Raw genomic sequence first — 21961 nt, 5'->3', positions numbered from 1 at the left:
GCGGCACATCACCGTTGGGCGACCAGCGTCGGGACGATCGGTGCTGGGAGCAGCGTCGCACCCGACAGGTAGCGGTCGGCCGCCGCTGCCGCGGAACGGCCTTCGGCGATCGCCCACACGATGAGCGACTGGCCGCGGCCGGCGTCACCCGCGACGAACACGCCGGGCAGGCCGATCGCCTCGAAGTCGTCGCCACGTGCCACGTTGCCGCGAGCGTCGTAGGTGGCGCCCAACTCGTCGAGCAGGTCACCGCGCTCGGGGCCGACGAAGCCCATCGCGAACAGGACGAGGTCGGCTTCGAGTTCGAAGTCGCTGCCTTCGACCTTCTCGAAGCGGCCGTTCACCATCGCCACCTCGTGCGCCTTCAGGCCAGTGACCTGTCCGTTCTCACCGACGAACTCTTCGGTGTTCACGCTGTACACGCGTTCGCCGCCCTCTTCGTGAGCAGACGAGACGCGGTACATGAGCGGGTACGTCGGCCACGGAGTCGACGCGGCGCGTTCGATCGGCGGCTTCGGCATGATCTCGAACTGGTGGACCTGCTTGGCGCCCTGACGCAGCGACGTGCCGAGGCAGTCGGCTCCGGTGTCGCCGCCGCCGATGATCACGACGCTCTTGCCGGTCGCGGTGATCTGGTTCTCGACGGTGTCGCCGTGCTGCACCCGGTTGGCCTGCGGCAGGAACTCCATCGCCTGGTGGATGCCGTTCAGTTCACGGCCGGGGATCGGCAGGTCGCGGCCGATCGTCGAACCGTTCGCCAACACGACGGCGTCGTAGTCGCCGCGCAACTGTTCCACGGTCACGTCGACCCCCACGTTGACGCCCGCACGGAAGACGGTGCCTTCGGCCTCCATCTGCTCGAGACGGCGGTCGATGAAGCGCTTCTCCATCTTGAACTCGGGGATGCCGTAGCGCATCAGACCACCGATCCGGTCGGCGCGCTCGAACACCGTCACGTCGTGGCCCGCTCGCGTCAACTGCTGGGCTGCGGACAGGCCGGCAGGACCCGAACCGACGACGGCGACCTTCTTACCGGTCTTGCGGTCCGGCAGGATCGGCGCGACGGTGCCGGAGTCCCATGCCTTCTCGATCAGCTCCACCTCGACCTGCTTGATGGTGACTGCCGGCTGGTTGATACCGAGAACGCACGACGCCTCACACGGAGCCGGGCACAGTCGCCCGGTGAACTCCGGGAAGTTGTTCGTCGCGTGCAGGCGGTCGATGCCCGCATCCCAGCGGTCCCGATAGACGAGGTCGTTCCATTCGGGGATCAGGTTCCCGAGCGGGCAACCGTTGTGGCAGAACGGGACGCCGCAGTCCATGCAGCGGCTCGCCTGCGTCTGCAGGGTGGACTTGTCGAAGTCGTTGTAGACCTCTTTCCAATCCATGAGTCGCAGGTCCACTGGGCGCCGGGTGGGCGTCTCACGTTCGGTGTGCTTGAGAAAACCTCTGGTGTCAGCCACGAGCCGCCTCCATGATCGCGTCGTTCACATCTCGTCCGGTCCGCTCGGCGACGTCGATGGCGGCGAGGACCTTCTTGTAGTCACGGGGCATCACCTTGGCGAAGTGTCCCTGTTGCCTCGACCAGTCGTCGAGGACGGCCGCGGCCACCGTCGAACCGGTCTCGTCACGGTGTTCGATCAGCGCGCCCTCCAGGAAGGTGACGTCGTCGGCGTCGAGTTCCTCCAGGTCGACGAGCTCGACATTGAGGTTGGCCTCGAACGTGCCGTTCGGGTCGTAGACGTAGGCGACGCCGCCGGACATGCCCGCTGCGAAGTTGCGCCCGGTCTCGCCGAGGACGATCACGCTGCCGCCTGTCATGTACTCGCATCCGTGGTCACCGACGCCTTCGACGACGGCCGCCACGCCCGAGTTCCGGACACAGAAACGTTCGCCTGCGACGCCGCGCAGGAAGATCTTGCCACCGGTGCCGCCGAAGCCGATGACGTTGCCCGCGATGATGTTGTGCTCCGGGATGAACTCGGCCGGCGCGGTCCGCGGCGGACGGACGACGATCTTTCCGCCCGACAGCCCCTTGCCGACGAAGTCGTTCGCGTCGCCTTCAAGCCGCATCGTGATGCCGCGCGGGACGAACGCGCCGAAGCTGTTGCCCGCCGAACCCGTGAAGTCGATCGAGATCGTGCCCTCGGGCAGTCCCTGCGCCCCGTACGCCTTGGTGACCTCGTGGCCCAGCATGGTGCCGACGGTTCGGTTGACGTTGGTGATCGGGCTGGTCAGGTTGACACGCGTCCCCGAGTCGAGGGCGGCGCGCGCCTTCTCGATCAGTTCGTTGTCGAGGGCCTTGTCGAGTCCGTGATCCTGGGTGCCGGTGCAGTACAGGTCCTGGTTCATGAACGGCGACTCCGGCGTCGTCAGGATCGGCGACAGGTCGAGGTTGCCTGCCTTGGAGCCGTTCCAGCGGGCCATCGCCTTGCTTGTGTCTAGCGCGTCGAACTGGCCGATCGCCTCGTTCAATGTGCGGAATCCGAGGCGCGCCAATAGTTCACGCACTTCTTCGGCGATGTACAGCATGAAGTTCTCGACGAACTCCGGCTTGCCGGTGAACCGTTCGCGCAGCAGCGGGTTCTGCGTGGCGACACCCACCGGGCAGGTGTCGAGGTGGCAGACGCGCATCATGACGCAGCCCGAGACGACGAGCGGCGCGGTCGCGAAACCGAACTCCTCGCCGCCGAGCAGGGCGGCGATCATCACGTCGCGACCGGTCTTCAGCTGGCCGTCGACCTGGACGACGATGCGGTCGCGCAAACCGTTCAGCAGGAGCGTCTGCTGGGTCTCAGCGAGGCCGATCTCCCACGGTGCTCCCGCGTGCTTGAGCGAGGTCAGCGGGCTAGCACCGGTGCCGCCGTCGTGTCCGGAGATCAGGACGACGTCGGCGTGCGCCTTCGACACACCGGCGGCGACGGTGCCGACGCCGAGCTCGGAGACGAGCTTGACGTGGACGCGCGCCTGCGGGTTCGCGTTCTTCAAGTCGTGGATCAGTTGCGCGAGGTCTTCGATCGAGTAGATGTCGTGGTGCGGCGGCGGCGAGATCAGGCCGACGCCGGGGGTGGAGCCACGGACCTCGGCGACCCACGGGTACACCTTGTGCGGCGGCAGCTGGCCGCCCTCGCCGGGCTTCGCTCCCTGCGCCATCTTGATCTGGATGTCGGTGCAGTTGCTCAGGTAGTGGCTGGTCACGCCGAACCGGCCCGACGCGACCTGCTTGATCGCGCTGCGCCGCCAGTCGCCGTTTTCGTCGTGGCTGAAGCGCCGCGGATCCTCACCGCCCTCACCGGAGTTGGAGCGTCCGCCCAACCGATTCATGGCGATGGCGAGGGTCTCGTGTGCTTCCGCGGAGATCGAGCCGTAGCTCATCGCGCCCGTCGAGAAGCGCTTGACGATCTCGCTGGCCGGCTCCACCTTGTCGAGCGGGATCGGGTCCCGGTCGCCGAGTTTGAAGTCGAAGAGGCCGCGCAGGGTGCCCAGGCGCGTCGACTGGTCGTCGACGAGCTTGGTGTACTCCTTGAACACGCTGTACTGACCGGTCCGGGTGGCGTGCTGCAGCTTGAACACGGTGTCCGGGTTGAACAGGTGGTATTCGCCTTCGCGGCGCCACTGGTACTCGCCGCCGACTTCGAGCTCACGGTAGGCGCGCTCGTGGGGCCGGTCGGTGAACGCGACGGCGTGGCGGCTGGCCACCTCGCCTGCGATCTCGTCGAGGCCGATGCCGTCGAGCTGGCTGTTGAGGCCGGTGAAGAACTCGTCGACGACGTCCTGCGCGACACCGATCACCTGGAACAGCTGGGCACCGTTGTACGACGGGACCGTCGAGATGCCCATCTTGCTCATCACTTTGAGCACGCCCTTGCTGGCGGCCTTGATGTAGTTGCCACGGGCCTTCGCGAAGCGGGCGTCATGGTCGAGGTCGTCGGTGCCGGGCACGACGAGCGCGCCGGCCAGCAGCATGTCTTCGATGGTCTCGAACGCCATGTAGGGGTTGATGCCGCTGGCGCCGAACGCGACGAGCAGCGCCATGTGATGGACTTCGCGGGCGTCACCGGATTCGACGACGATGCTCGCGCGGGTCCGGGTCCGTTCCCGCACCAGGTGGTGGTGGACGGCCGAGGTCAACAGCAGCGACGGGATCGGTGCGAGCGTCTCGTCGGACTCGCGGTCGGAGAGCACGATGATGCGCGCGCCGTCGGCGATGGCCGCCGACACCGCGGACCGAACGTCATCGAGCGCTTTGCGCAGTCCGGGTCCGCCCTCGGCGACCGGGTACAGGCCGTGGATATGGACGGACGGGAAACCGGTCGCGTCACCGTCGATGTCGGTCAGTCGGGCGAGGTCGCCATTGTCGAGGACCGGTGCGCTCAGCACGATCTGCTTGGCCGAGTCGGGGCCCGGGTTCAACAGGTCGCGCTCGCCACCGATGCGGTGACGGATGCTGGTGACGATCTCCTCGCGAATCGCGTCGAGCGGCGGGTTCGTGACCTGTGCGAACATCTGCTGGAAGTAGTCGAACAGCATGCGCGGCCGCGCGGACAACACAGCGACCGGTGTGTCAGTGCCCATCGAGCCGATCGCTTCAGCTCCGGTCGCCGCCATCGGCGAGATCAGCAGGTTCAGGTCTTCGTTGGTGTACCCGAACACCTGCTGGCGGAGGGTGACGCGGTCGTGCGCCATGTGGATGTGCGGCGGAGCGGGCAAGTCTTCGAGCTTCACCTGCTTCGCGTCGAGCCACTCCTGGTACGGGTGCTCGGCGGCGAGGGAGTCCTTGACCTCCTCGTCGGCGACGATGCGACCCTGCGCGGTGTCGACCAGGAACATCTTGCCCGGGTGCAGACGGGTGCGGGTGACGATGTCGGCGGGGTCGATGTCGAGGACGCCGACCTCCGAGCCGAGGACCACGAGCCCGTCCTTGGTGACCCAGATGCGGGACGGACGCAGGCCGTTGCGGTCGAGGACCGCGCCGATCACGGTGCCGTCGGTGAAGCAGACGGACGCCGGGCCGTCCCACGCCTCCATGAGCGCCGAGTGGTACTCGTAGAACGCGCGGTGCTCGGGCTTCATGTCCTCGCTGCGCTCCCACGCTTCGGGGACCATCATGAGGACCGAGTGCGGCAGGCTGCGTCCGCCGAGGTGCAGCAGTTCGAGGACTTCGTCGAACCGCGCGGTATCGGACGCGCCCGGCGTGCAGATCGGCGAGATCTTGTCGAGACCGCTTCCGACGGCGGAGCCGAACGCGTCGGTCTTGATGAGCGCTTCGCGGGCACGCATCCAGTTCTCGTTGCCGGTGACGGTGTTGATCTCGCCGTTGTGGGCGACGCGGCGGAACGGGTGGGCGAGCGGCCACGACGGGAACGTGTTGGTGGAGAAGCGCGAGTGGACCATGCCGAGCGCGCTCTCGACGCGGTCGTCCTGCAAGTCGAGGTAGAAGTCGCGCAACTGCGGTGTGGTCAGCATGCCCTTGTAGACGAAAGTCTGGCCGGACAGGCTCGGGAAGTAGGCGGTCTCGCGGCCGGGACCGTCGAGACCCGCGCCCTTCTCACCGAGTTCGTTCTGCACGCGCTTGCGCACCACGTACGCCTTGCGTTCGAGGTCCATCACGGCTGCGTTATCCGGGCCGGCCCCGTTCGGTTGCGTGCCGGCGAGCGCGATGAAGATCTGCCGGAACGTCGGCATCGCGTCGCGGGCGAGCGCGCCGAGCGACGACTCGTCGACGGGCACGTCACGCCAGCCCAGCAGGTCGAGGCCCTCTTCGCGGACGATCGCTTCGATACCCGCGACGGCGTCGCGCACGTCCTGTGCGGACTGCGGCAGGAAGGCGATGCCGGTGGCATACGAGCCTTCGGCAGGCAGGTCGAAGGCGACGGCTTCACGGAGGAAACGGTCGGGGACCTGAATCATGATGCCCGCACCGTCGCCGGTGTTGGGCTCGGCACCTGCGGCACCGCGGTGTTCGAGGTTGACCAGCGCGGTGATCGCCTTCTCGACGATGTCGCGGCTGCGTCGTCCGTGCATGTCGACGACGAACGCGACACCACAGGCGTCATGTTCGTTGAGCGGATCGTAGAGGCCAGTGGGCCCCGGCAAGTGCTTCATGGAATCTGCCATTCCTGCACGCGACGCTGCGTACTGTTTTGTACTTGAAGAACCCGGGCGGATCGATGCGAGCTGCACATCACCGGGGATTCAGCGTCTTTGCTGGGTTACTCGGACACATGGCCCGAGTGCAGTAACACTGATTCTGCCACGTCAGCGGCCTCTTCAGCAAAATTGGCACGACATCGGGCGGAAACAGCCCCGTAATGAGGCAGATCCGTCGTATCGTCTCGTCTATGACCGCGAGTCACACGGAAATTGCGCCCAGCGTCGCCGATGTCGGTTCGCTGCGCGCCCGCACGCTCAACGCGTACGTCTGGCGGGCGTCCCGCCCACTGATGGGCGTCATGAGCCGCGTCCCGGGGGTCGGCCCGGCTGCCCTCCCGCTGATTCGCCCCGCGCTCAACCGATCGCTGTCGACGATCAGCCCTGTTCCACGTGGAACCAAGATCACGACGGTCAAGCGGTATGTCGACGGCGGGCAGGTCCGCGGCGAGTGGACGCACGAGGCCGACCGGTTCGGCGGCGGCCTCCCCTCCCCGTCGAGCGGACGGTCCATCCTCTACTACCTTCACGGCAGCGGCTACCTCATCTGCTCGCCGCGGACGCACCGCGGACTCGTCGCCCGGCTGGTCCGCCGAGCCGGGATCGGCGCGTTCAGTCTCGACTACCGACTCGGACCCGAGTACCAGTTCCCGGCGGGCGGCGACGACGCGATCCGCGGCTACCGGTGGCTACTCGACCAGGGGTTCTCGGGCGACCAGATCATCGTCGGCGGCGATTCCGCCGGCGGACATCTGGCGCAAGACCTGCTGGCCGCGAACCACACCGACGGCGTCCCGCAACCGAAGGCGATGGTGCTGTTCTCCCCGCTCTACGATCCGGTGTTCGACGTCGCTCGTGCACTGGAGCGCACCGGTGTGCACGACCCCCACATCCATGCAGCGAGCGCGCAACTTCTGATGGGCATGTACCGCGGCGACGCGACTGGAGACGACCCGCGGATGCGGATCGCATTGACACCCGACATGGATCTGCCCGACACCCTGATCCAGTACGGCGCCCGCGAGGTCATGGCCGACGACGCCCGCACCATTCATCGGAACATCCTGGCCGCGGGCGGAACGTCGACGTTGCAGGCGTGGCCCGACCAGGGCCATGTGTTCCAGATGTTCCCCTACTTCACCCCCGAGTCGCGCAAAGCCGTCCGCGAGGCTAAGGACTTCATCGACCAGCACCTCGGCTGACCGGGGGTCCTCGCAGCCTCAGCGTTGCTGTCGCAGCACGGCGGGCGGGCTATGGGAGCAGTTCCCCCACCCGCGCGTCCACTTCGGCGCGCAGAGCGGCGTGGATCGCCTGGACCGTCGGGCTGGACAGGCGTTCGCGTCGGGCCGCGAACGAGAAGTCCATCCGGATCTCGACGGCATCGCCCAGGACGCGCTTCAACTCCGGGTGTCGCATCGCGACGAATGCCGGCAGCAGGCCGATCCCGCCGCCGGCGCGCGTCGCCTCCACCTGCGCGAACACATTCGTCGACATCAGGCGAGACGTCAGTGCGGGCAAGTGGTGCGTCAGGTCGAGGTCGCCGACCTGCAGCAGAGATTCGACGTACCAGATCAGCGAGTGCGCAGTGAGGTCCGCGGCCGTCTGTGGGACCGGGCGCGTCTGGAAGTATTCGTCGGTCGCGTACAGGCCGAGCGCGTACTCGGCGAGCGGCGCGGTCACCAGTTTGCCGCTCATCGGGACGCCCACGGCGATCGCAACGTCGAAACCCGACTGCTGCAAGTTGAGTTGCCTTGTGGCGGTAAGCACTTCGACAGTCAAATCGGGGTTTTCGTTGCGCAGACGCGCCATCGCCGGAGCGACGAAGTAGGCGCCGAAGGCATCCGGAGCGGTGATCCGCACGTTGCCTCGCAACGAGTTCGCCCTGGCACCCGCCACGGCATCGATCGTCCGCTCGACGGCCGCCTCGATCGGCGCCGCCCCCTCGGCGACGTCGCGCCCTACCTCGGTCAACTCCCAGCCGTCGACCCCCTGCTCCACCAGGCGCACGCCGAGGGCCTTCTCCAGCGCCCGAATCCGGCGGGTCACCGTGCTCGAATCGACGCCGAGATCCGTCGCCGCGACCGCGCGGCTCCCCGCCCGCGCGACGGCCAACAGGTAGCGGAGGTCGTCGGCCCGCACGCTTCGCGCATCAATACTGTCCGGCATTGCACGATTGTAATCTCCACACCTGTCCAGGCTGGCAGTTCTGCACCCCGCCGGTGCGCGATTGTGCGTTGACGCACATCCGGTTCAACCTCAGGATGAGTGGCGACGGACACCCGCTGACTCGAGTTCGGCGGATTTCGATTCACGCCGGACTCGATCGATAAGGAGAACACCCACGATGCCCGCTGCTCCCGATTCGACACCCGCCGACGCACCCGCCGTCGTCACAACGGTCACCGGGCGCATCGGTGTGATCACGTTGAACCGGCCCCGGTCGATCAACGCGCTCGACCACCAGATGGTGCGGCTGATGGACTCAGCGCTCATCGCCTGGGCCGATGACCCGGCCATCGACGCCGTCGTGGTGCGCGGTGCAGGCGACCGAGGTCTGTGCGCGGGTGGCGACATCGTCGCGATCCACACAGATGCGAAGGCCCTGACCGGAGCGGGCGACGAAGCCGCGGCGGCCTCGGCGTCTGCCGCGTTCTGGCGCGACGAGTACCTGATGAACGCACGCATCGGTGACTACCCGAAGCCGTACGTCGCGCTCATGGACGGCATCGTCATGGGCGGCGGCGTCGGAGTCTCCGGACACGCGAACACCCGCATCGTCACCGATCGCACCCGCCTCGCGATGCCGGAGGTCGGCATCGGGCTGGTGCCCGACGTCGGCGGCACCTGGCTGCTGTCGCACGTCGACGACGAACTCGGCACGTACGCCGCGCTGACCACGACGCATCTGCGCGGAGGCGATGTGATCGCGCTCGGCCTCGCCGACCATTTCGTGGCCGCGGATCGTCTCGACGCGTTCGTCGACGCCCTCGTCGAGCGGCCGCTCGACGACGTCCTCGCCGAGTTCGCGCAGACCCCGCCCGAGTCGAAGGTCGCGGCGGGCCGCGAGTGGATCGCGAAGGCGTTCGCCGCCGACACCGTCGCGCAGATCGTGGAGAACTGCGTCGCTACCGCCACCCCGGAGAGTTTCGCGACGGCTGAGGCCGTCGAAGGCAAGTCGCCCGCAGCACTGGCAGCGACCCTCGCCGCACTCCGTGCCGCAGCGGGCGACGCGTCGCTGCGGGACTCGCTCGTCCGCGAATACCGATCGTCGCTGCGGTGCCTGCAGCATCCCGACCTGGCCGAAGGCATCCGCGCCCAGGTGATCGACAAGGACCGCAAGCCGAAATGGCAGCCGGGTCCCGCCGATGCGGATGCATTCCTCGCCCCGTTGCCGGATCATCTCGAACTGAGGCTCTAGACCCACAAGACATCCGCGCACGAAACATCCGGGCACAGACATCCGGGGACAGGCATTAAGGAGACGTATATGGCCGACACACTCAAGTACGAGACAATCCAGGTCCGCACCGAGGGCCGGGTCGGCGTCATCACGCTCGACCGCCCGAAGGCACTCAACGCCCTCAACACGCAGTTGATGACCGAAGTCGTCGATGCCGCGACCGCTCTCGATGCCGATCAGGCGGTGGGCGCCATCGTCATCACCGGTTCCGACCGCGCCTTCGCGGCGGGCGCGGACATCAAGGAGATGTCCGAGAAGTCGTTCAGCGATGTACAGTCCGAGCGATTCTTCGGCGACTGGGACCGGCTTGCCGGATTGAGCACCCCGACGATCGCTGCGGTCAACGGCTTCGCGCTCGGCGGAGGCTGCGAACTGGCGATGCTGTGCGACCTCATCATCGCGGGTGACACCGCCAAGTTCGGTCAACCAGAGATCACCCTCGGTGTCATCCCAGGCATCGGCGGTTCGCAGCGCCTCACCCGCGCCGTCGGCAAGGCCAAGGCGATGGACCTCATCCTCACCGGCCGTCAGATGAAGGTCGACGAGGCCGAACGCCTCGGACTCGTCTCCCGCGTGGTGCCCGCCGAACAGACGTTGAGCACTGCCCTGGAGGTGGCCGCCGAGATCGCCGGCAAGTCATCGATCGCCGCTTCGCTCGCCAAGGAGGCCGTGAACCGCGCCTTCGAGTCCGGCCTCACCGAAGGCGTCCGCACCGAGCGTTCGTTGTTCTATTCGACGTTCGCCACCGACGACCAGACCGAGGGCATGGCCGCGTTCGTCGAAAAACGCAAGCCGACCTTCACTCACCGCTGACCGCCCCGCTGAATCGAGCGGATTCGAGATCCACCCAAAGGAGCACCACCATGACCGACGTCATCCCCCACTACATCGCAGGCAAGCGCACCGTCAGCATCGGTGACGCCGCTGCGTCGGGCCGTACCGCGAACGTGCTGAACCCGAGCCTGGGCACGGTGCAGGCGCAGGTCGCACTCGCGTCGACCGACGAGGTGGCCGCCGCCGTCGCCATCGCCGCGGAAGCTCAGAAGGAGTGGGCGTCGTGGAACCCGCAGCGCCGCGCCCGCGTCCTGATGCGCTTCACCGCCCTGGTCAACGAGAACATGGACGAGCTGGCGACGGCGCTGTCGATGGAGCACGGCAAGACCTTTGAGGACGCGAAGGGCGATGTGCAGCGCGGTATCGAGGTCATCGAGTTCTCCACCGGTATTCCGCATCTGATCAAGGGCGACTACACCGAGGGCGCCGGCCCGGGCATCGACGTCTATTCCATGCGTCAGCCGCTCGGCGTCGTCGCGGGCATCACCCCGTTCAACTTCCCGGCGATGATCCCGCTGTGGAAGGCCGGCCCGGCTCTCGCGTGCGGTAACGCCTTCATCCTGAAGCCGTCCGAGCGCGACCCGTCCGTCACTCTGCGTCTGGCCGAACTGTTCTCCGAAGCCGGTCTGCCGGACGGCGTCTTCCAGGTTGTCAACGGCGACAAGGAGTCCGTCGACGCTCTGCTGACTCACCCGGACGTGAAGGCGCTCGGTTTCGTCGGCAGCAGCGACATCGCGCAGTACATCTACGAGACCGCCGCGGCCCACGGCAAGCGTTCGCAGTGTTTCGGCGGCGCGAAGAACCACATGATCATCCTCCCCGACGCGGACCTCGACCAGGCGGCCGATGCTTTGATCGGCGCGGGCTATGGTGCCGCGGGCGAACGCTGTATGGCGATCTCGGTTGCTGTCCCGGTCGGCGAGGAGACGGCGGAAGCGTTGCGCGCCAAGCTCGTCGACAAAGTGAAGGCGCTCCGCGTCGGCCACTCGCTCGACCCGAAGGCCGATTACGGTCCGCTCGTCACCGGTGCCGCGCGCGACAAGGTCATCGACTACATCGGACAGGGCGTCGCAGCGGGCGCTGAGCTCGTCGTCGACGGTCGCGAACGCACCAGCGACGACGCGACCTTCGAGGGCGAGGACCTGACGAACGGCTACTTCGTCGGCCCGACCCTGTTCGATCACGTCACCAAGGACATGTCCATCTACACCGACGAGATCTTCGGACCGGTGCTGACGATCGTGCGCGCCAAGGACTACGAGGAGGCGCTCGCCCTGCCGACTGACCACGAGTACGGGAACGGCGTCTCGATCTTCACCCGGGACGGCGACGCCGCCCGCGACTTCACCTCACGCGTCGAGGTCGGCATGGTCGGCGTCAACGTGCCGATCCCGGTGCCCGTCGCCTACCACACGTTCGGCGGCTGGAAGCGGTCCGGATTCGGCGACCTGAACCAGCACGGACCGGCGTCGATCATGTTCTACACGAAAACCAAGACGGTCACCCAGCGGTGGCCGTCCGGCATTAAGGACGGCGCCGAGTTCTCCATCCCGACGATGGACTGACAGCCGCCGGTCGCGCCTCGCCCGGTTCGCTCGACCAGCGAGCGGGGTGAGGCGCTCCAATACCGCCCGAACCGGAAGGCCGAACCGTACCGTGACAAACGTGGACGTCCGAGTGAACACCATCGATTCCCTGCTGCGCCGGTCTGCCTCGCGCACCCCCGACGCCGTCGCGCTCCGGTTCGCCGACCGCGACTGGACCTACCGAGCACTAGATGACGCGGTGACGCGGGCGGCCGGTCGGCTGCTCGCCCTCGACGTGAAGGCCGGGGCGCGGATCGCCGCGTTCGGTGTGAACTCCGACGCCTACCTCATCGGTTTCCTCGGCGCCGTCCGCGCGGGCCTCGTGCACGTGCCGATCAACTTCGCGCTCAAGGCGGGCGAACTACGCTATCTCCTCGAGGATTCGGGGGCGTCGGTAGTGCTCGTCGATCCGTTGTTGCGGACGACCCTCGACGAGGTCGTGGGCGATCTGCCGGTGATCGCCCTGCGCGACGCCGACGACAGTCTCCTCGCGACCGCATCGGACGGGCCCGTCCCAGACGTGAACGTCGACGTGGCTCCGACCGATCTCGCCCAGTTGCTGTACACCTCGGGCACCACGTCCGCGCCGAAGGGCGCGATGATGCCCCATCAGGCGCTCGTTCACGAGTACGTGTCGTCCCTGCTCGGCCTCGACTTCACGGCCGACGACGCACCGCTGATCGCGATGCCGCTGTACCACTCGGCAGGTATGCACGTGTTCGCTCTCCCGTACCTGTCGATCGGCGCGACGATCTCGCTGATCGAGAAGCCGGACGTCGGTGAGATTCTGCGCCTGGTGGAGGAGCGGCGGATCGGATCCCTGTTCCTCGCACCGACGGTGTGGGTGCCGCTCGCGAACAGCCCCGAGCTCGATTCGCGCGACCTGAGTTCGTTGACGAAGGCGCAGTACGGCGCATCGATCATGCCGGTGACCGTGCTCAACCGGCTGCGCGAACGGTACCCGGACATCGGTTTCTACAACTGTTTCGGACAGTCGGAGATCGGGCCGCTGGCCACCATTCTGCGGCCCGAGGAGCACGCCGACCGACCCGCGTCGTGCGGCCGTCCAGTGTTCTTCGTCGAGACCCGGATCGTCGACGGCGACGGAAACGATGTGCCGCTCGGCGAGCAGGGCGAGGTCTGCTATCGCTCGCCGCAGTTGTGCAACGGCTACTGGAACAAGCCGGAGGCCACCGAGGAGGCGTTCACCGACGGCTGGTTCCATTCTGGCGACCTCGTGACCAGCGATGATCGGGGCTACATCACCGTCGTCGACCGCATCAAGGACGTCATCAACACCGGTGGGGTCCTCGTCGCCTCCCGGGAGGTCGAGGACGCCGTCTACCTGCACCCGGCGGTAGCCGAGGTCGCGGTGATCGGCACACCGGACGAGAAGTGGATCGAAGCGGTGACCGCCGTGGTCGTGGTCAAAGACGGCCAGACGGCCACCGAGGACGAGCTGATCGCGTTCGTGAAGGAACGGATCGCGCCGTTCAAGGTGCCCAAGTCGGTGATGTTCGTCGACGAACTGCCGCGCAACCAGAGCGGCAAGCTGCTGAAGCGGGAGTTGCGGGCGAAGGCGTGACAGGCGCGGGCCGGGGTTCGACCGGCGAGTTCGGGAGCGTCCTCGACGGCGGATGCTTGCGCGAACGACGGGAAGTATTCGGCCCCAGCGGTTAACCTCGGTGGTGGGCCCGTGCCCCGGTCACGGGCCTTGTACAGCCCAACGCCTACCTCCCTAGGAGGACGAGCATGACCGAGGACAAGAATTACACGACCACGGACTCCGGCGCTCCGGCAGGCAGCGACGAGCATTCACTCACTGCGGGCGCTGCTGGCCCCATCGTCCTGCACGACCACTATCTGATCGAGCAGATGGCGCAGTTCAACCGCGAACGCGTCGCCGAACGTCAGCCCCACGCCAAGGGCAGCGGAGCCTTCGGCACTTTCGAGACGACGAGCGACGTATCCGCGTACACGTGCGCATCGCTGTTCCAGCCGGGCGCGAAGACCGAGATGGTGGCGCGCTTCTCCACGGTCGCCGGCGAGCGAGGCAGCCCCGACACGTGGCGTGATCCCCGCGGGTTCGCGTTGAAGTTCTACACCGACGAAGGCGTGTACGACATGGTCGGCAACAACACGCCCGTCTTCTTCATCAAGGACCCGATGAAGTTCCAGCACTTCATCCGCTCGCAGAAACGGCGCGCAGACAACAACCTGCGCGACCACGACATGCAGTGGGACTTCTGGACGCTCTCCCCCGAATCGGCGCACCAGGTCACCTGGCTGATGGGCGACCGCGGCATCCCGCGGACGTGGCGACACATGAACGGCTACAGCTCGCACGCCTACATGTGGGTCAACGCCGAAGGCGTCAAGCACTGGGTCAAGTACCACTTCATCACCGATCAGGGCGTCGAGTATCTGACACAGGACGAGGCGGATCGGCTCGCAGGCGCCGACACCGATTACCACACCAGGGATCTTTTCGATTCGATCGCGAAGGGCGAGAACCCCAGCTGGACGCTCAAAGTCCAGTTGATGCCGTTCGATGACGCGACGGCGTACCGGTTCAATCCATTCGATCTCACCAAGGTGTGGCCGCACTCGGATTACCCGCTCCACGAGGTCGGCAAGATGACCTTGCACACCAACCCGACCGACAACCACGCCCAGATCGAGCAGGCCGCGTTCGAGCCCAGCAATGTCGTTCCGGGAATCGGTTTCAGCCCGGACCGGATGCTGCTCGGCCGCGTGTTCGCGTACTCGGACGCCCACCGGGCTCGGCTCGGAGCCAATTACAAGCAGATACCGGTCAACCGGCCGCACAACGAGGTCCGCAGCTACTCGAAGGACGGTGCGATGCGCATCGATCCGGTGAGCGATCCGGTGTACGCCCCGAACTCGAAGGGCGGCCCCGCGGCCACGTACTCCGGGCAGGCGGAGCCACAGTGGGCGGCCGACGGCGACATCGTCCGCAGCGCGTACGTCGATCACCCGGAAGACGACGACTGGGGGCAGCCCGGCACGCTCGTTCGCGACGTGCTCGACGACGCCGCACGGGATCGGTTGGCGGGCAACGTCGCCGGACATCTCCTCGACGGTGTCAGCGAGCCGGTGCTGGCGCGGGCATTCGAGTACTGGCGGAATGTCGACGCCGACCTCGGAGCCGACATCGAACGAAGGGTGCGAGCCGGGTAGGTGCCGCGCCAACGGCGTCGTCCAAGCTGTCGGCGGGATCCTCATCTCGGTGGGGGTCGCGCCGCGCTTGGCGGCCGCGGGTGTACTCGGTCGGCGGGCTCATCACGATTATGGCGGCGGGCGAGAAGGAGCGGCGCGCGATACGGCTTGACCGCTATGGGGTGAACTCCCAGAGGCTCGCGATCGGCAGTCCATAGAGTTTCGGGGAGTACCGGTAGCCGGTCTGCGCCGTTCCCAGCACGATTCCGGCGACGAATCTGTCACCCAACTCGTCCCGCAGCTTCTCGAGTCCGCGGAATTGCCGAGCGTTGTACGACGCCGCGGCCTTCACCTCGACACCGACGACGCTGCCGTCGTCGAACTCCAGGATGAGATCAACTTCTGTGCCGTCCCGATCACGGTAGTGGAACAGATCGAAACTCCGGTCCGACCACGTCCGCTGACGAAGCAGTTCAGTGGCGACGAACGATTCAAGGAACCCGCCGAACGCTTCGCCGTACTCGAGACGAGACAGTTGGTCGGCCGTTACCCTCGCCAGGCGCATCGCCATCGCCGAGTCGACGACGAAGGTCTTCGGCCGACCGACCTCCCGTTTCGCCAGATTCGGTGTCCACGATGGGATACTCGCCGCAAACCCGACGTCGTGCAGAAGGTCGACGTACGACGTTACCGTCCGTGCCGGAATCGAGGTCTCGTCGGCGAGCTTCGCCTTGACTAGTTCTGCCGACGGTCGGCCGGCGAGCACACGGAGCATCGACATGACGCGATCCGGGTCGAGCAGCCTGTTGAGCTCACGCATATCTCGGCCGACGACGCCCTGCACATATCCGTCGATCCAGGGGCCGCGCATGCGCTGCGGTATAGTCCGCATCTCCGGATAGGCTCCTGTTCCGAGGCGACTCACGTAGTCGTCGCGCCCCACCGACGTCGAGAAGTCTGATGCGAGGCACGCATGTCCGCGCACCGCGCAGGCGAAGTCGTCTGACCGGCCCGCCATCTCGCCTTGGCTGAGCCCGTAGAGGTTGAGTCGCACGGCACGGCCGGCCAGACTGTCCGCCAGGCCTTTCACCCGGAGCGGGCTGGACGAGCCGGTGAGGATGAACTTGCCCGGACGTCGGTCGGCGTCGATTGCAGCCTTGATCGCCAAGGTGAGTGATGGCATCCGCTGGATCTCATCGATCACCATCTGCCGGTTCCCCGCCTGCGCGAGGAATCCGGCCGGATCAGCTTCTGCCGCCGCCCGCACCTGTTCATAGTCGAGATTCATCGTGAGCGCGTCCGACTGTGCCACGCGCGCGGCCAACGTACTCTTTCCGACCTGCCGCGCACCCTCGATCACGATGGCAGGAAAGTGTCGTACGAAGTCGCCGACGATCGGTTCGACGTGCCTGTTCAGAAGGGCGGACATGAGGCCATACCACGCCCAGTCTGCCGATTCGCGGCATCGAGTCTGCCGATTCGCGGAAACGAGATCGCCGATTCGCGACGCTATTCCTCCCAGCGATCGCTGGTACTCGGGTAGCGGACGCGCAGGTGACTGTAGAGGTAGGTGGCGACGATCAGCGTGCCCGCCGAGCCGACCGCCCACCACAGCCAACCGTTGAGAAGACCGTCGCGGACGGCGGCGACCAGCCAGACGAGCACGGTTCCGACGGTCGCGATCGTGGCGATCAACCGGATCGTCAACACGACGGTCGCGGCGATCGACCATGCTGCGCGGCGTGCCGTACTCATGTCCGCAACACTATTCGTGTCCTCGCGAATCAGCTATCTGGTAGGTGCCTCCGGGGCAAATGCTTCTCGGAGGCGTACCCGATGGCGCCGAGCGAGACGCCGAGCAGCACGGCCAACGCGATCAGCAGTTCGAGGGTAGTGAACGGCGGGGTCAGCGCGGCCAGGAGAGTCGGCATCGCGAAACCGATGTAGGCGACGGCGTAGAAGATGCCGGTCAGGCGCGCCAGTTCGGTCGGCGGTGCGATCCGCTGGACCTCCATCAGACCGGATGTGAGTCCGATTCCGAACCCGACGCCGAACACGATGCTGGCGACAACGCCGACCAGCAGGCTGTCGGTGGTGACGGCCGCGATCATCACCCCGATGCCGACCACGAGGATCGCCAGCGAGACGAGCAGTCCGCGTGCGCTCGACTCCGAGTCGATGCGTTTGGCGAGCGGCTGAACGGCGGCGCTGGTACCCAATGCGATGACGCTGAGCAGCGTCCCGTACGCGAGCCCCAGCCCTCCGGCCGCGTCGGCGAGGAGCACCGGCTGGTAGCCGTACGACAGACCGCACGCGATGAACAGCCATGGGCAGCAGATCATCACGACGCGCACGAAACGACGGTGCCGGGCCGACGACACGAGGAATCCGCCTCGATCACGCACATCGTCGTCGAGCGCGGGCGCGGTCTCGACGGGTCGGCGGATCAGCCACAGGAACGGAACCGTGACAACAATGTGCAACAGGAACGGCAGCGAGTGCGTCCACGGCCCCCACTGAGCGATGCAGCCCGCGACGAGCGCGCCCAGTGCGGAACCGAGAGTGAACGCGAGCGACGCGCGGCGTGCGCCCGACGACGCGTCGGCGGCAGGATCGAACGGCCGACGCGACAGTTCTTTGAGCCACGTGGTGCCGACCGCTGTCGCCGTGCCGACTGCGACACCGGAGAACATTCGGCCTAGGAAGATCGTCCACAGCCCCAGTCCCTCGCTCGCGAGGAGGACGCTGCCGATCAGGCCGGCGATGACGGCGACCAGCATCGGCGCGCGACGTCCCACACGGTCGGCGATGCTGCCCGACACGATGAGCGCGGGTACCAGCCCGACGACGTAGATGCCGAGGAATGCGGTGACCGTCGACGCCGAGAAGTGGTCCTGTTCCCGGTACATGACGAGCAGCGGGCTGAACTGGTTGCCCGACCACGCGCACACGAACAGCGCGCCGAACACGAGCATCCAATCGCGCGGGAACGCCCTCGCCGCCGTGTCCGACGCAGCACTGACCTGCGCCTCGGTCGTCACAGCGCGCCCTGGTACAGATCGAAATGAGCCTGCAGCAGCGCCGAATAGCGGTCGGTGTCACCGTCACGCAGACACGCCGCCAGCTCTTCGTGGTCGACGAGTGAGGACCGAAGGTTGGCCGGGTCGATCCGCAGCAGCAGATTCCGCAGCCGCTGTTGGCGTGCACGCAGCTGCTCGTAGAAGTGCTCGGCGATCGGGTTGCCCGACGCGCGCACCACGAGAAGGTGGAACTCGTCGTCGACATCGACGAACCCGTCGACGTCCTCGACCGCCACGAAGTCGCGCTGGCGCGCGAGGTTCTCGTCGATCTCGGCTCGCACCGCGTCGTCGGGCCCACCCTTGCCGAACAGCTGCGCGGCCGACGCCGCTTCGATCGCGTGTCGCATGGCGAGAACGTCCGCGGCCTCGGACGGTGTCACCGGTCGGACGACTGCTCCGCGCCTCGGCTGCAGATCGAGGAGTTGCTCGGCGGCAAGCCGGAGGAACGCCTCATGCACCGGCGTGCGGCTGAGTCCCAGGTCGGCGCTCACCGCGACTTCGCTGAGCAGCGATCCGCCGGGCAGAGCTCCGCTGATGATGCCGTTCTTCGTCGTCACATACGCACGTTCGGCCGCGACCTCGGTCTTCGATTCCACGGCACCGACGGTAGCTTGCATGCAATCTTGCATGCAAGCTATGGCTTCGGGGTCTGCGACCCGTCTTCGCCGCCCATACCGCCCACGATGGTGGATGATTACCGTATGCGAACGCTGCTGAACGTGATCTGGCTCCTCCTCTGCGGACTGTGGATGGCCATTGGCTATCTCGTCGCAGGCGTCATCTGCTGCATCCTGATCATCACCATCCCGTTCGGGATCGCGTCGTTCCGCATCGCCGCCTACGCACTGTGGCCGTTCGGGCGGACCACGGTCCCCAGACGTGATGCGGGCGCCGGATCACTCATCGGCAACATCATCTGGATCATCTTCGCCGGCCTCTGGCTCGCGATAGGACACATCACCACCGGCATCGCCATGTGCATCACGATCATCGGCATCCCGCTCGGCATCGCGAGCTTCAAGATGGTGCCGATCTCGCTGATGCCGCTCGGCGTCGACATCGTGCCCGTCGACGCCGTGCGGCAAGCGTACTGAGACGCCTCGACCAGCAGCTAGCGGCGAAAGGTCACTGACCTCGCCGGATCCACTCGTCAAGATCGCCAGCTTCGGCACCGACCGTCGTCTCGTCACCGTGCCCGGTGCAGACCCGAGTGTCGTCATCGAGTACCAGGATGCGGTCCCGGATCGACGCGATGATGTCGTCGAAACTCGAGTACGACCGGCCGGTTGCGCCCGGGCCGCCCTGGAACAGGGTGTCGCCGGAGAACAGCACCTTGGCCGACGGCGACCAGAGCACGCACGATCCGGGCGAATGGCCCGGCGTGTTGATCACTTCAAGCCGATCGCCGCCGACCTCGACGACCTGACCGTCGAAGAGTTCACCATGCGGCACCCCCGGGTGGGTCTGCTCCCACAGCATCTCGTCGGCGGGATGCAACAGGATCGGGGCACCGGTGGCCTCCGCGAGCTCCGGCGCGACCCCGATGTGGTCGTTGTGCGCGTGTGTCAGCACGATCGCGACCACCTTGCGGCCGTCGACGGCGGCGAGGATCGGCGCCGCGTCATGCGCAGCGTCGATGATCACGGCTTCGGCGTCGTCGCCGACCACCCAGATGTTGTTGTCGACGTCCCACGTGCCGCCGTCCAGCGAGAAGGTGCCGGAGGTGACAACTCGATCGATGCGCAGCGTCACAGCTCCACCACCGATCGCAGCACCTTGCCGGCCTCCATCGACTCGAACGCCTCGTTGACGCCGTCGATGCCGATCCGCTCGGAGACGAACTTCTCCAACGGCAGACGTCCCTGCAGGTGCAGGTCGACGAGCATCGGGAAATCGCGTTCGGGCAGACAGTCGCCGTACCACGACGACTTCAACGCACCGCCGTGGCTGAAGAAGTCGACGAGCGGCATCTCCAAACGCATCTCCGGAGTCGGAACACCGACGAGGACGACGACCCCGGCGAGATCGCGAGAATAGAACGCGGTCTGATACGTCTCCGGACGGCCGACGGCGTCGATCACGACGTCCGCGCCGTTGCCGTCAGTGAGCTCCTTGACGGCTTCGGCGACGTCCTCGGTCTTCGACGCGTCGATAGTATGCGTCGCGCCGAGTTCGGTGGCCCACGCAAACTTGCCTGGATCACGGTCGACGGCGATGATCGTCGTCGCGCCGGCGAGGCGAGCGCCCGCGATGGCAGCGTCGCCGACGCCTCCGCAGCCGATGACAGCGACCGAGTCACCGCGCGACACCTGCCCGGTATTCATCGCGGCACCGAGACCGGCCATGACGCCGCAACCCAACAGGCAGGCCACGGCCGGGTCGGCCGACGGGTCCACCTTGGTGCACTGCCCCTCATGGACCAGCGTCTTCTCGGCGAACGCACCGATGCCGAGCGCGGGCGTCAGCTCCGTGCCGTCAGTGAGAGTCATCGGCACGCTCGCGTTATGCGTGTCGAAGCAGTACCAGGGCTTGCCCTTGCGGCAGGCCCGGCACTCGCCGCAGACGGCACGCCAGTTCAAGACGACGAAGTCGCCGACTGCGACATGCGATACGGCGTCGCCGACGGATTCGACGACACCTGCGGCTTCGTGCCCCAGCAGGAACGGATACTCATCGTTGATTCCACCGCTCGCGTACGCGAGATCGGTGTGGCAGACGCCGCACGTCTGCACTTTGACGACCACGTCGTGCGCCCCCGGATCGGGGATCACGACATCGACGAGTTCGGTCGGCGCGTTCTTGGTTCGGGAGACGACTCCCTTGACCACCTGAGACACTCCGGGCTCCTATTCAGTTCGATGCATATCTGACCTGAGTCGATGGTAGGTCAGGGAAGGCCCGGATTCACTTCAACGCCGACTCACATCACCGCCGATTCACTTCAAGGCGGCGATCAACTCTGCCTTGTTCATCGTCGAATAGCCCTTGACGCCCTTGGCCTTCGCCTCGGCCTTGAGCTGCGCGACAGTCTTCGCGGCAGGCTTCGCCGAAGCCGGAGTCTTAGCAGCCGGCGCAACGGGCTTGGCGGGCTCAGTCTTCTTCGCCGCTTCGGTCTTGGGTGCAGCAGGCTTGGGTGCTTCGGTCTTGGGTGCTCCGGTCTTGGGTGCACCAGGCTTGGAGGCTTCGGTCTTGGCCGGAGCGGGCTTGGCGGCAGCAGGCTTGGCCGGAGCCGGAGTCTTCGCTGGAGCAGCAGCCTTGGCGGGCGTGGCCTTCTTTGCGGGAGCAGCAGCCTTCGTGGCGGCGGGCTTGGCAGCAGCCTTCGTGGCGGCAGGCTTGGCAGCGGCCGGTTTCGGCGCCGCCGTCTTCTTGGGAGCCGCGGCCTTCGTGGTTGGTTCGGCCTTGTTGGCTGGTTCCGCCTTCTTCGGAGCCGCAGCCTTCTTGGCTGCGTCTCCCTTCTTGGCGGCCTCCCCCTTCTTAGCGGGGGCCGACTTCGTCACCGCTGCGACGATCTCGGCGCCCGGCTCGTCCTTCTTGGCGAGCGGCGAGAAGGCGATCACGAGATCGCGCAGAGCCATGACCTCATTGGTGAGGCGCTTGACCTCGTCCTCGAGGCGCTTGATCAGGGTCTTCTTGGCAGTCATCGGCAGGTCCCCTCCGAAGATGTCGTGTCG

The 21961-nt window shown here is 66.6% G+C and carries 17 protein-coding genes; 7 read left to right on the top strand and 10 right to left on the bottom strand.

The window, feature by feature from the left end:
- Window positions 1-8: 8 nt before the first annotated feature.
- Both L5G33_RS02045 and gltB read right to left on the bottom strand, forming a co-directional pair.
- Window positions 9-1463 (bottom strand): glutamate synthase subunit beta, encoded by a 1455-nt coding sequence (locus tag L5G33_RS02045; RefSeq protein ID WP_236996463.1) that lies wholly within the window; start codon window positions 1461-1463, stop codon window positions 9-11.
- Entirely contained in the window at window positions 1456-6105 is a 4650-nt protein-coding gene (gene gltB / locus L5G33_RS02040; RefSeq protein WP_236996643.1) for a glutamate synthase large subunit, read from the bottom strand. Before gltB ends, L5G33_RS02045 begins: the two co-directional genes overlap by 8 nt.
- Window positions 6106-6341: 236 nt before the next feature.
- Between gltB and L5G33_RS02035 the strand changes: the two genes are divergently transcribed.
- Window positions 6342-7352, top strand: a complete 1011-nt coding sequence (locus tag L5G33_RS02035; RefSeq protein WP_236996462.1) for an alpha/beta hydrolase — start codon at window positions 6342-6344, stop codon at window positions 7350-7352.
- Window positions 7353-7401: 49 nt separating this feature from the next.
- On the opposite strand, the gene L5G33_RS02030 is transcribed toward L5G33_RS02035, so the two are convergent.
- Window positions 7402-8316, bottom strand: coding sequence for a LysR family transcriptional regulator (locus L5G33_RS02030; protein WP_236996461.1), 915 nt, complete (start codon window positions 8314-8316; stop codon window positions 7402-7404).
- 178 nt (window positions 8317-8494) lie between these two features.
- Here L5G33_RS02030 and L5G33_RS02025 point away from each other — a divergent pair, with 178 nt between their 5' ends.
- The 5 genes from L5G33_RS02025 to L5G33_RS02005 all read left to right on the top strand — a co-directional run bounded on the left by L5G33_RS02025 (window position 8495) and on the right by L5G33_RS02005 (window position 15231).
- Window positions 8495-9568: a 3-hydroxyisobutyryl-CoA hydrolase gene (locus L5G33_RS02025; RefSeq protein WP_236996460.1), complete on the top strand. Its 1074-nt coding sequence runs from the start codon at window positions 8495-8497 to the stop codon at window positions 9566-9568.
- Window positions 9569-9637: 69 nt separating this feature from the next.
- Window positions 9638-10423, top strand: coding sequence for an enoyl-CoA hydratase (locus L5G33_RS02020; RefSeq protein WP_236996459.1), 786 nt, complete (start codon window positions 9638-9640; stop codon window positions 10421-10423).
- Between the two features lie 50 nt (window positions 10424-10473).
- Entirely contained in the window at window positions 10474-12009 is a 1536-nt protein-coding gene (locus L5G33_RS02015) for a CoA-acylating methylmalonate-semialdehyde dehydrogenase (RefSeq protein ID WP_236996458.1), read from the top strand.
- Window positions 12010-12100: 91 nt separating this feature from the next.
- A complete protein-coding gene (locus L5G33_RS02010) occupies window positions 12101-13615 on the top strand; it encodes a fatty acyl-CoA synthetase (protein ID WP_236996457.1) in 1515 nt (504 codons plus the stop codon).
- Between the two features lie 167 nt (window positions 13616-13782).
- Window positions 13783-15231 (top strand): catalase, encoded by a 1449-nt coding sequence (locus L5G33_RS02005; protein ID WP_236996456.1) that lies wholly within the window; start codon window positions 13783-13785, stop codon window positions 15229-15231.
- A 154-nt stretch (window positions 15232-15385) separates the two neighbouring features.
- Here L5G33_RS02005 and L5G33_RS02000 read toward each other — a convergent pair whose 3' ends face one another.
- From L5G33_RS02000 to L5G33_RS01985, 4 genes are all read right to left on the bottom strand, one after another.
- Window positions 15386-16639 (bottom strand): ATP-binding protein, encoded by a 1254-nt coding sequence (locus L5G33_RS02000; protein WP_236996455.1) that lies wholly within the window; start codon window positions 16637-16639, stop codon window positions 15386-15388.
- Window positions 16640-16719: 80 nt separating this feature from the next.
- Window positions 16720-16965, bottom strand: coding sequence for a hypothetical protein (locus L5G33_RS01995; protein ID WP_236996454.1), 246 nt, complete (start codon window positions 16963-16965; stop codon window positions 16720-16722).
- A 29-nt stretch (window positions 16966-16994) separates the two neighbouring features.
- Entirely contained in the window at window positions 16995-18251 is a 1257-nt protein-coding gene (locus L5G33_RS01990; RefSeq protein ID WP_236996453.1) for an MFS transporter, read from the bottom strand.
- Window positions 18248-18886 carry a GntR family transcriptional regulator gene (locus tag L5G33_RS01985; protein WP_236996452.1) on the bottom strand — a complete coding sequence of 213 codons (639 nt, stop codon included), beginning with the start codon at window positions 18884-18886 and terminating at the stop codon, window positions 18248-18250. The genes L5G33_RS01990 and L5G33_RS01985 overlap by 4 nt, the downstream gene beginning before the upstream one ends.
- A 105-nt stretch (window positions 18887-18991) precedes the next feature.
- On the opposite strand from L5G33_RS01985, the gene L5G33_RS01980 reads away from it, so the two are divergent.
- Window positions 18992-19384: a YccF domain-containing protein gene (locus L5G33_RS01980; RefSeq protein ID WP_236996451.1), complete on the top strand. Its 393-nt coding sequence runs from the start codon at window positions 18992-18994 to the stop codon at window positions 19382-19384.
- A gap of 31 nt (window positions 19385-19415) precedes the next feature.
- On the opposite strand, the gene L5G33_RS01975 is transcribed toward L5G33_RS01980, so the two are convergent.
- The 3 genes from L5G33_RS01975 to L5G33_RS19345 all read right to left on the bottom strand — a co-directional run bounded on the left by L5G33_RS01975 (window position 19416) and on the right by L5G33_RS19345 (window position 21931).
- Complete coding sequence (locus L5G33_RS01975) at window positions 19416-20042, bottom strand: MBL fold metallo-hydrolase (RefSeq protein WP_236996450.1); 627 nt, start codon at window positions 20040-20042, stop codon at window positions 19416-19418.
- The gene (locus tag L5G33_RS01970) at window positions 20039-21127 is read right to left on the bottom strand and encodes an S-(hydroxymethyl)mycothiol dehydrogenase (protein ID WP_236996449.1); all 1089 of its coding nucleotides are present in this window, start codon (window positions 21125-21127) and stop codon (window positions 20039-20041) included. Before L5G33_RS01970 ends, L5G33_RS01975 begins: the two co-directional genes overlap by 4 nt.
- 99 nt (window positions 21128-21226) lie before the next feature.
- Window positions 21227-21931: a Rho termination factor N-terminal domain-containing protein gene (locus tag L5G33_RS19345; RefSeq protein WP_308191528.1), complete on the bottom strand. Its 705-nt coding sequence runs from the start codon at window positions 21929-21931 to the stop codon at window positions 21227-21229.
- Window positions 21932-21961: the final 30 nt, after the last annotated feature.

It is taken from the genome of Gordonia liuliyuniae, from assembly GCF_021738805.1.
GTDB lineage: Bacteria > Actinomycetota > Actinomycetes > Mycobacteriales > Mycobacteriaceae > Gordonia > Gordonia liuliyuniae.
The sequence above is the reverse complement of the archived record's forward strand: the minus strand, read 5'-3'. Positions and strand labels throughout refer to the sequence as shown.

Excerpts from the sequence above, each read along its gene's own strand:
- gltB (WP_236996643.1), bottom strand. The coding sequence starts at position 6,105 with ATGAAGCACTTGCCGGGGCCCACTGGCCTCTACGATCCGCTCAACGAA.
- L5G33_RS02035 (WP_236996462.1), top strand. The coding sequence starts at position 6,342 with ATGACCGCGAGTCACACGGAAATTGCGCCCAGCGTCGCCGATGTCGGT.
- L5G33_RS02030 (WP_236996461.1), bottom strand. The coding sequence starts at position 8,316 with ATGCCGGACAGTATTGATGCGCGAAGCGTGCGGGCCGACGACCTCCGC.
- L5G33_RS02025 (WP_236996460.1), top strand. The coding sequence starts at position 8,495 with ATGCCCGCTGCTCCCGATTCGACACCCGCCGACGCACCCGCCGTCGTC.
- L5G33_RS02020 (WP_236996459.1), top strand. The coding sequence starts at position 9,638 with ATGGCCGACACACTCAAGTACGAGACAATCCAGGTCCGCACCGAGGGC.
- L5G33_RS02015 (WP_236996458.1), top strand. The coding sequence starts at position 10,474 with ATGACCGACGTCATCCCCCACTACATCGCAGGCAAGCGCACCGTCAGC.
- L5G33_RS02005 (WP_236996456.1), top strand. The coding sequence starts at position 13,783 with ATGACCGAGGACAAGAATTACACGACCACGGACTCCGGCGCTCCGGCA.
- L5G33_RS02000 (WP_236996455.1), bottom strand. The coding sequence starts at position 16,639 with ATGTCCGCCCTTCTGAACAGGCACGTCGAACCGATCGTCGGCGACTTC.
- L5G33_RS01995 (WP_236996454.1), bottom strand. The coding sequence starts at position 16,965 with ATGAGTACGGCACGCCGCGCAGCATGGTCGATCGCCGCGACCGTCGTG.
- L5G33_RS01980 (WP_236996451.1), top strand. The coding sequence starts at position 18,992 with ATGCGAACGCTGCTGAACGTGATCTGGCTCCTCCTCTGCGGACTGTGG.
- L5G33_RS19345 (WP_308191528.1), bottom strand. The coding sequence starts at position 21,931 with ATGACTGCCAAGAAGACCCTGATCAAGCGCCTCGAGGACGAGGTCAAG.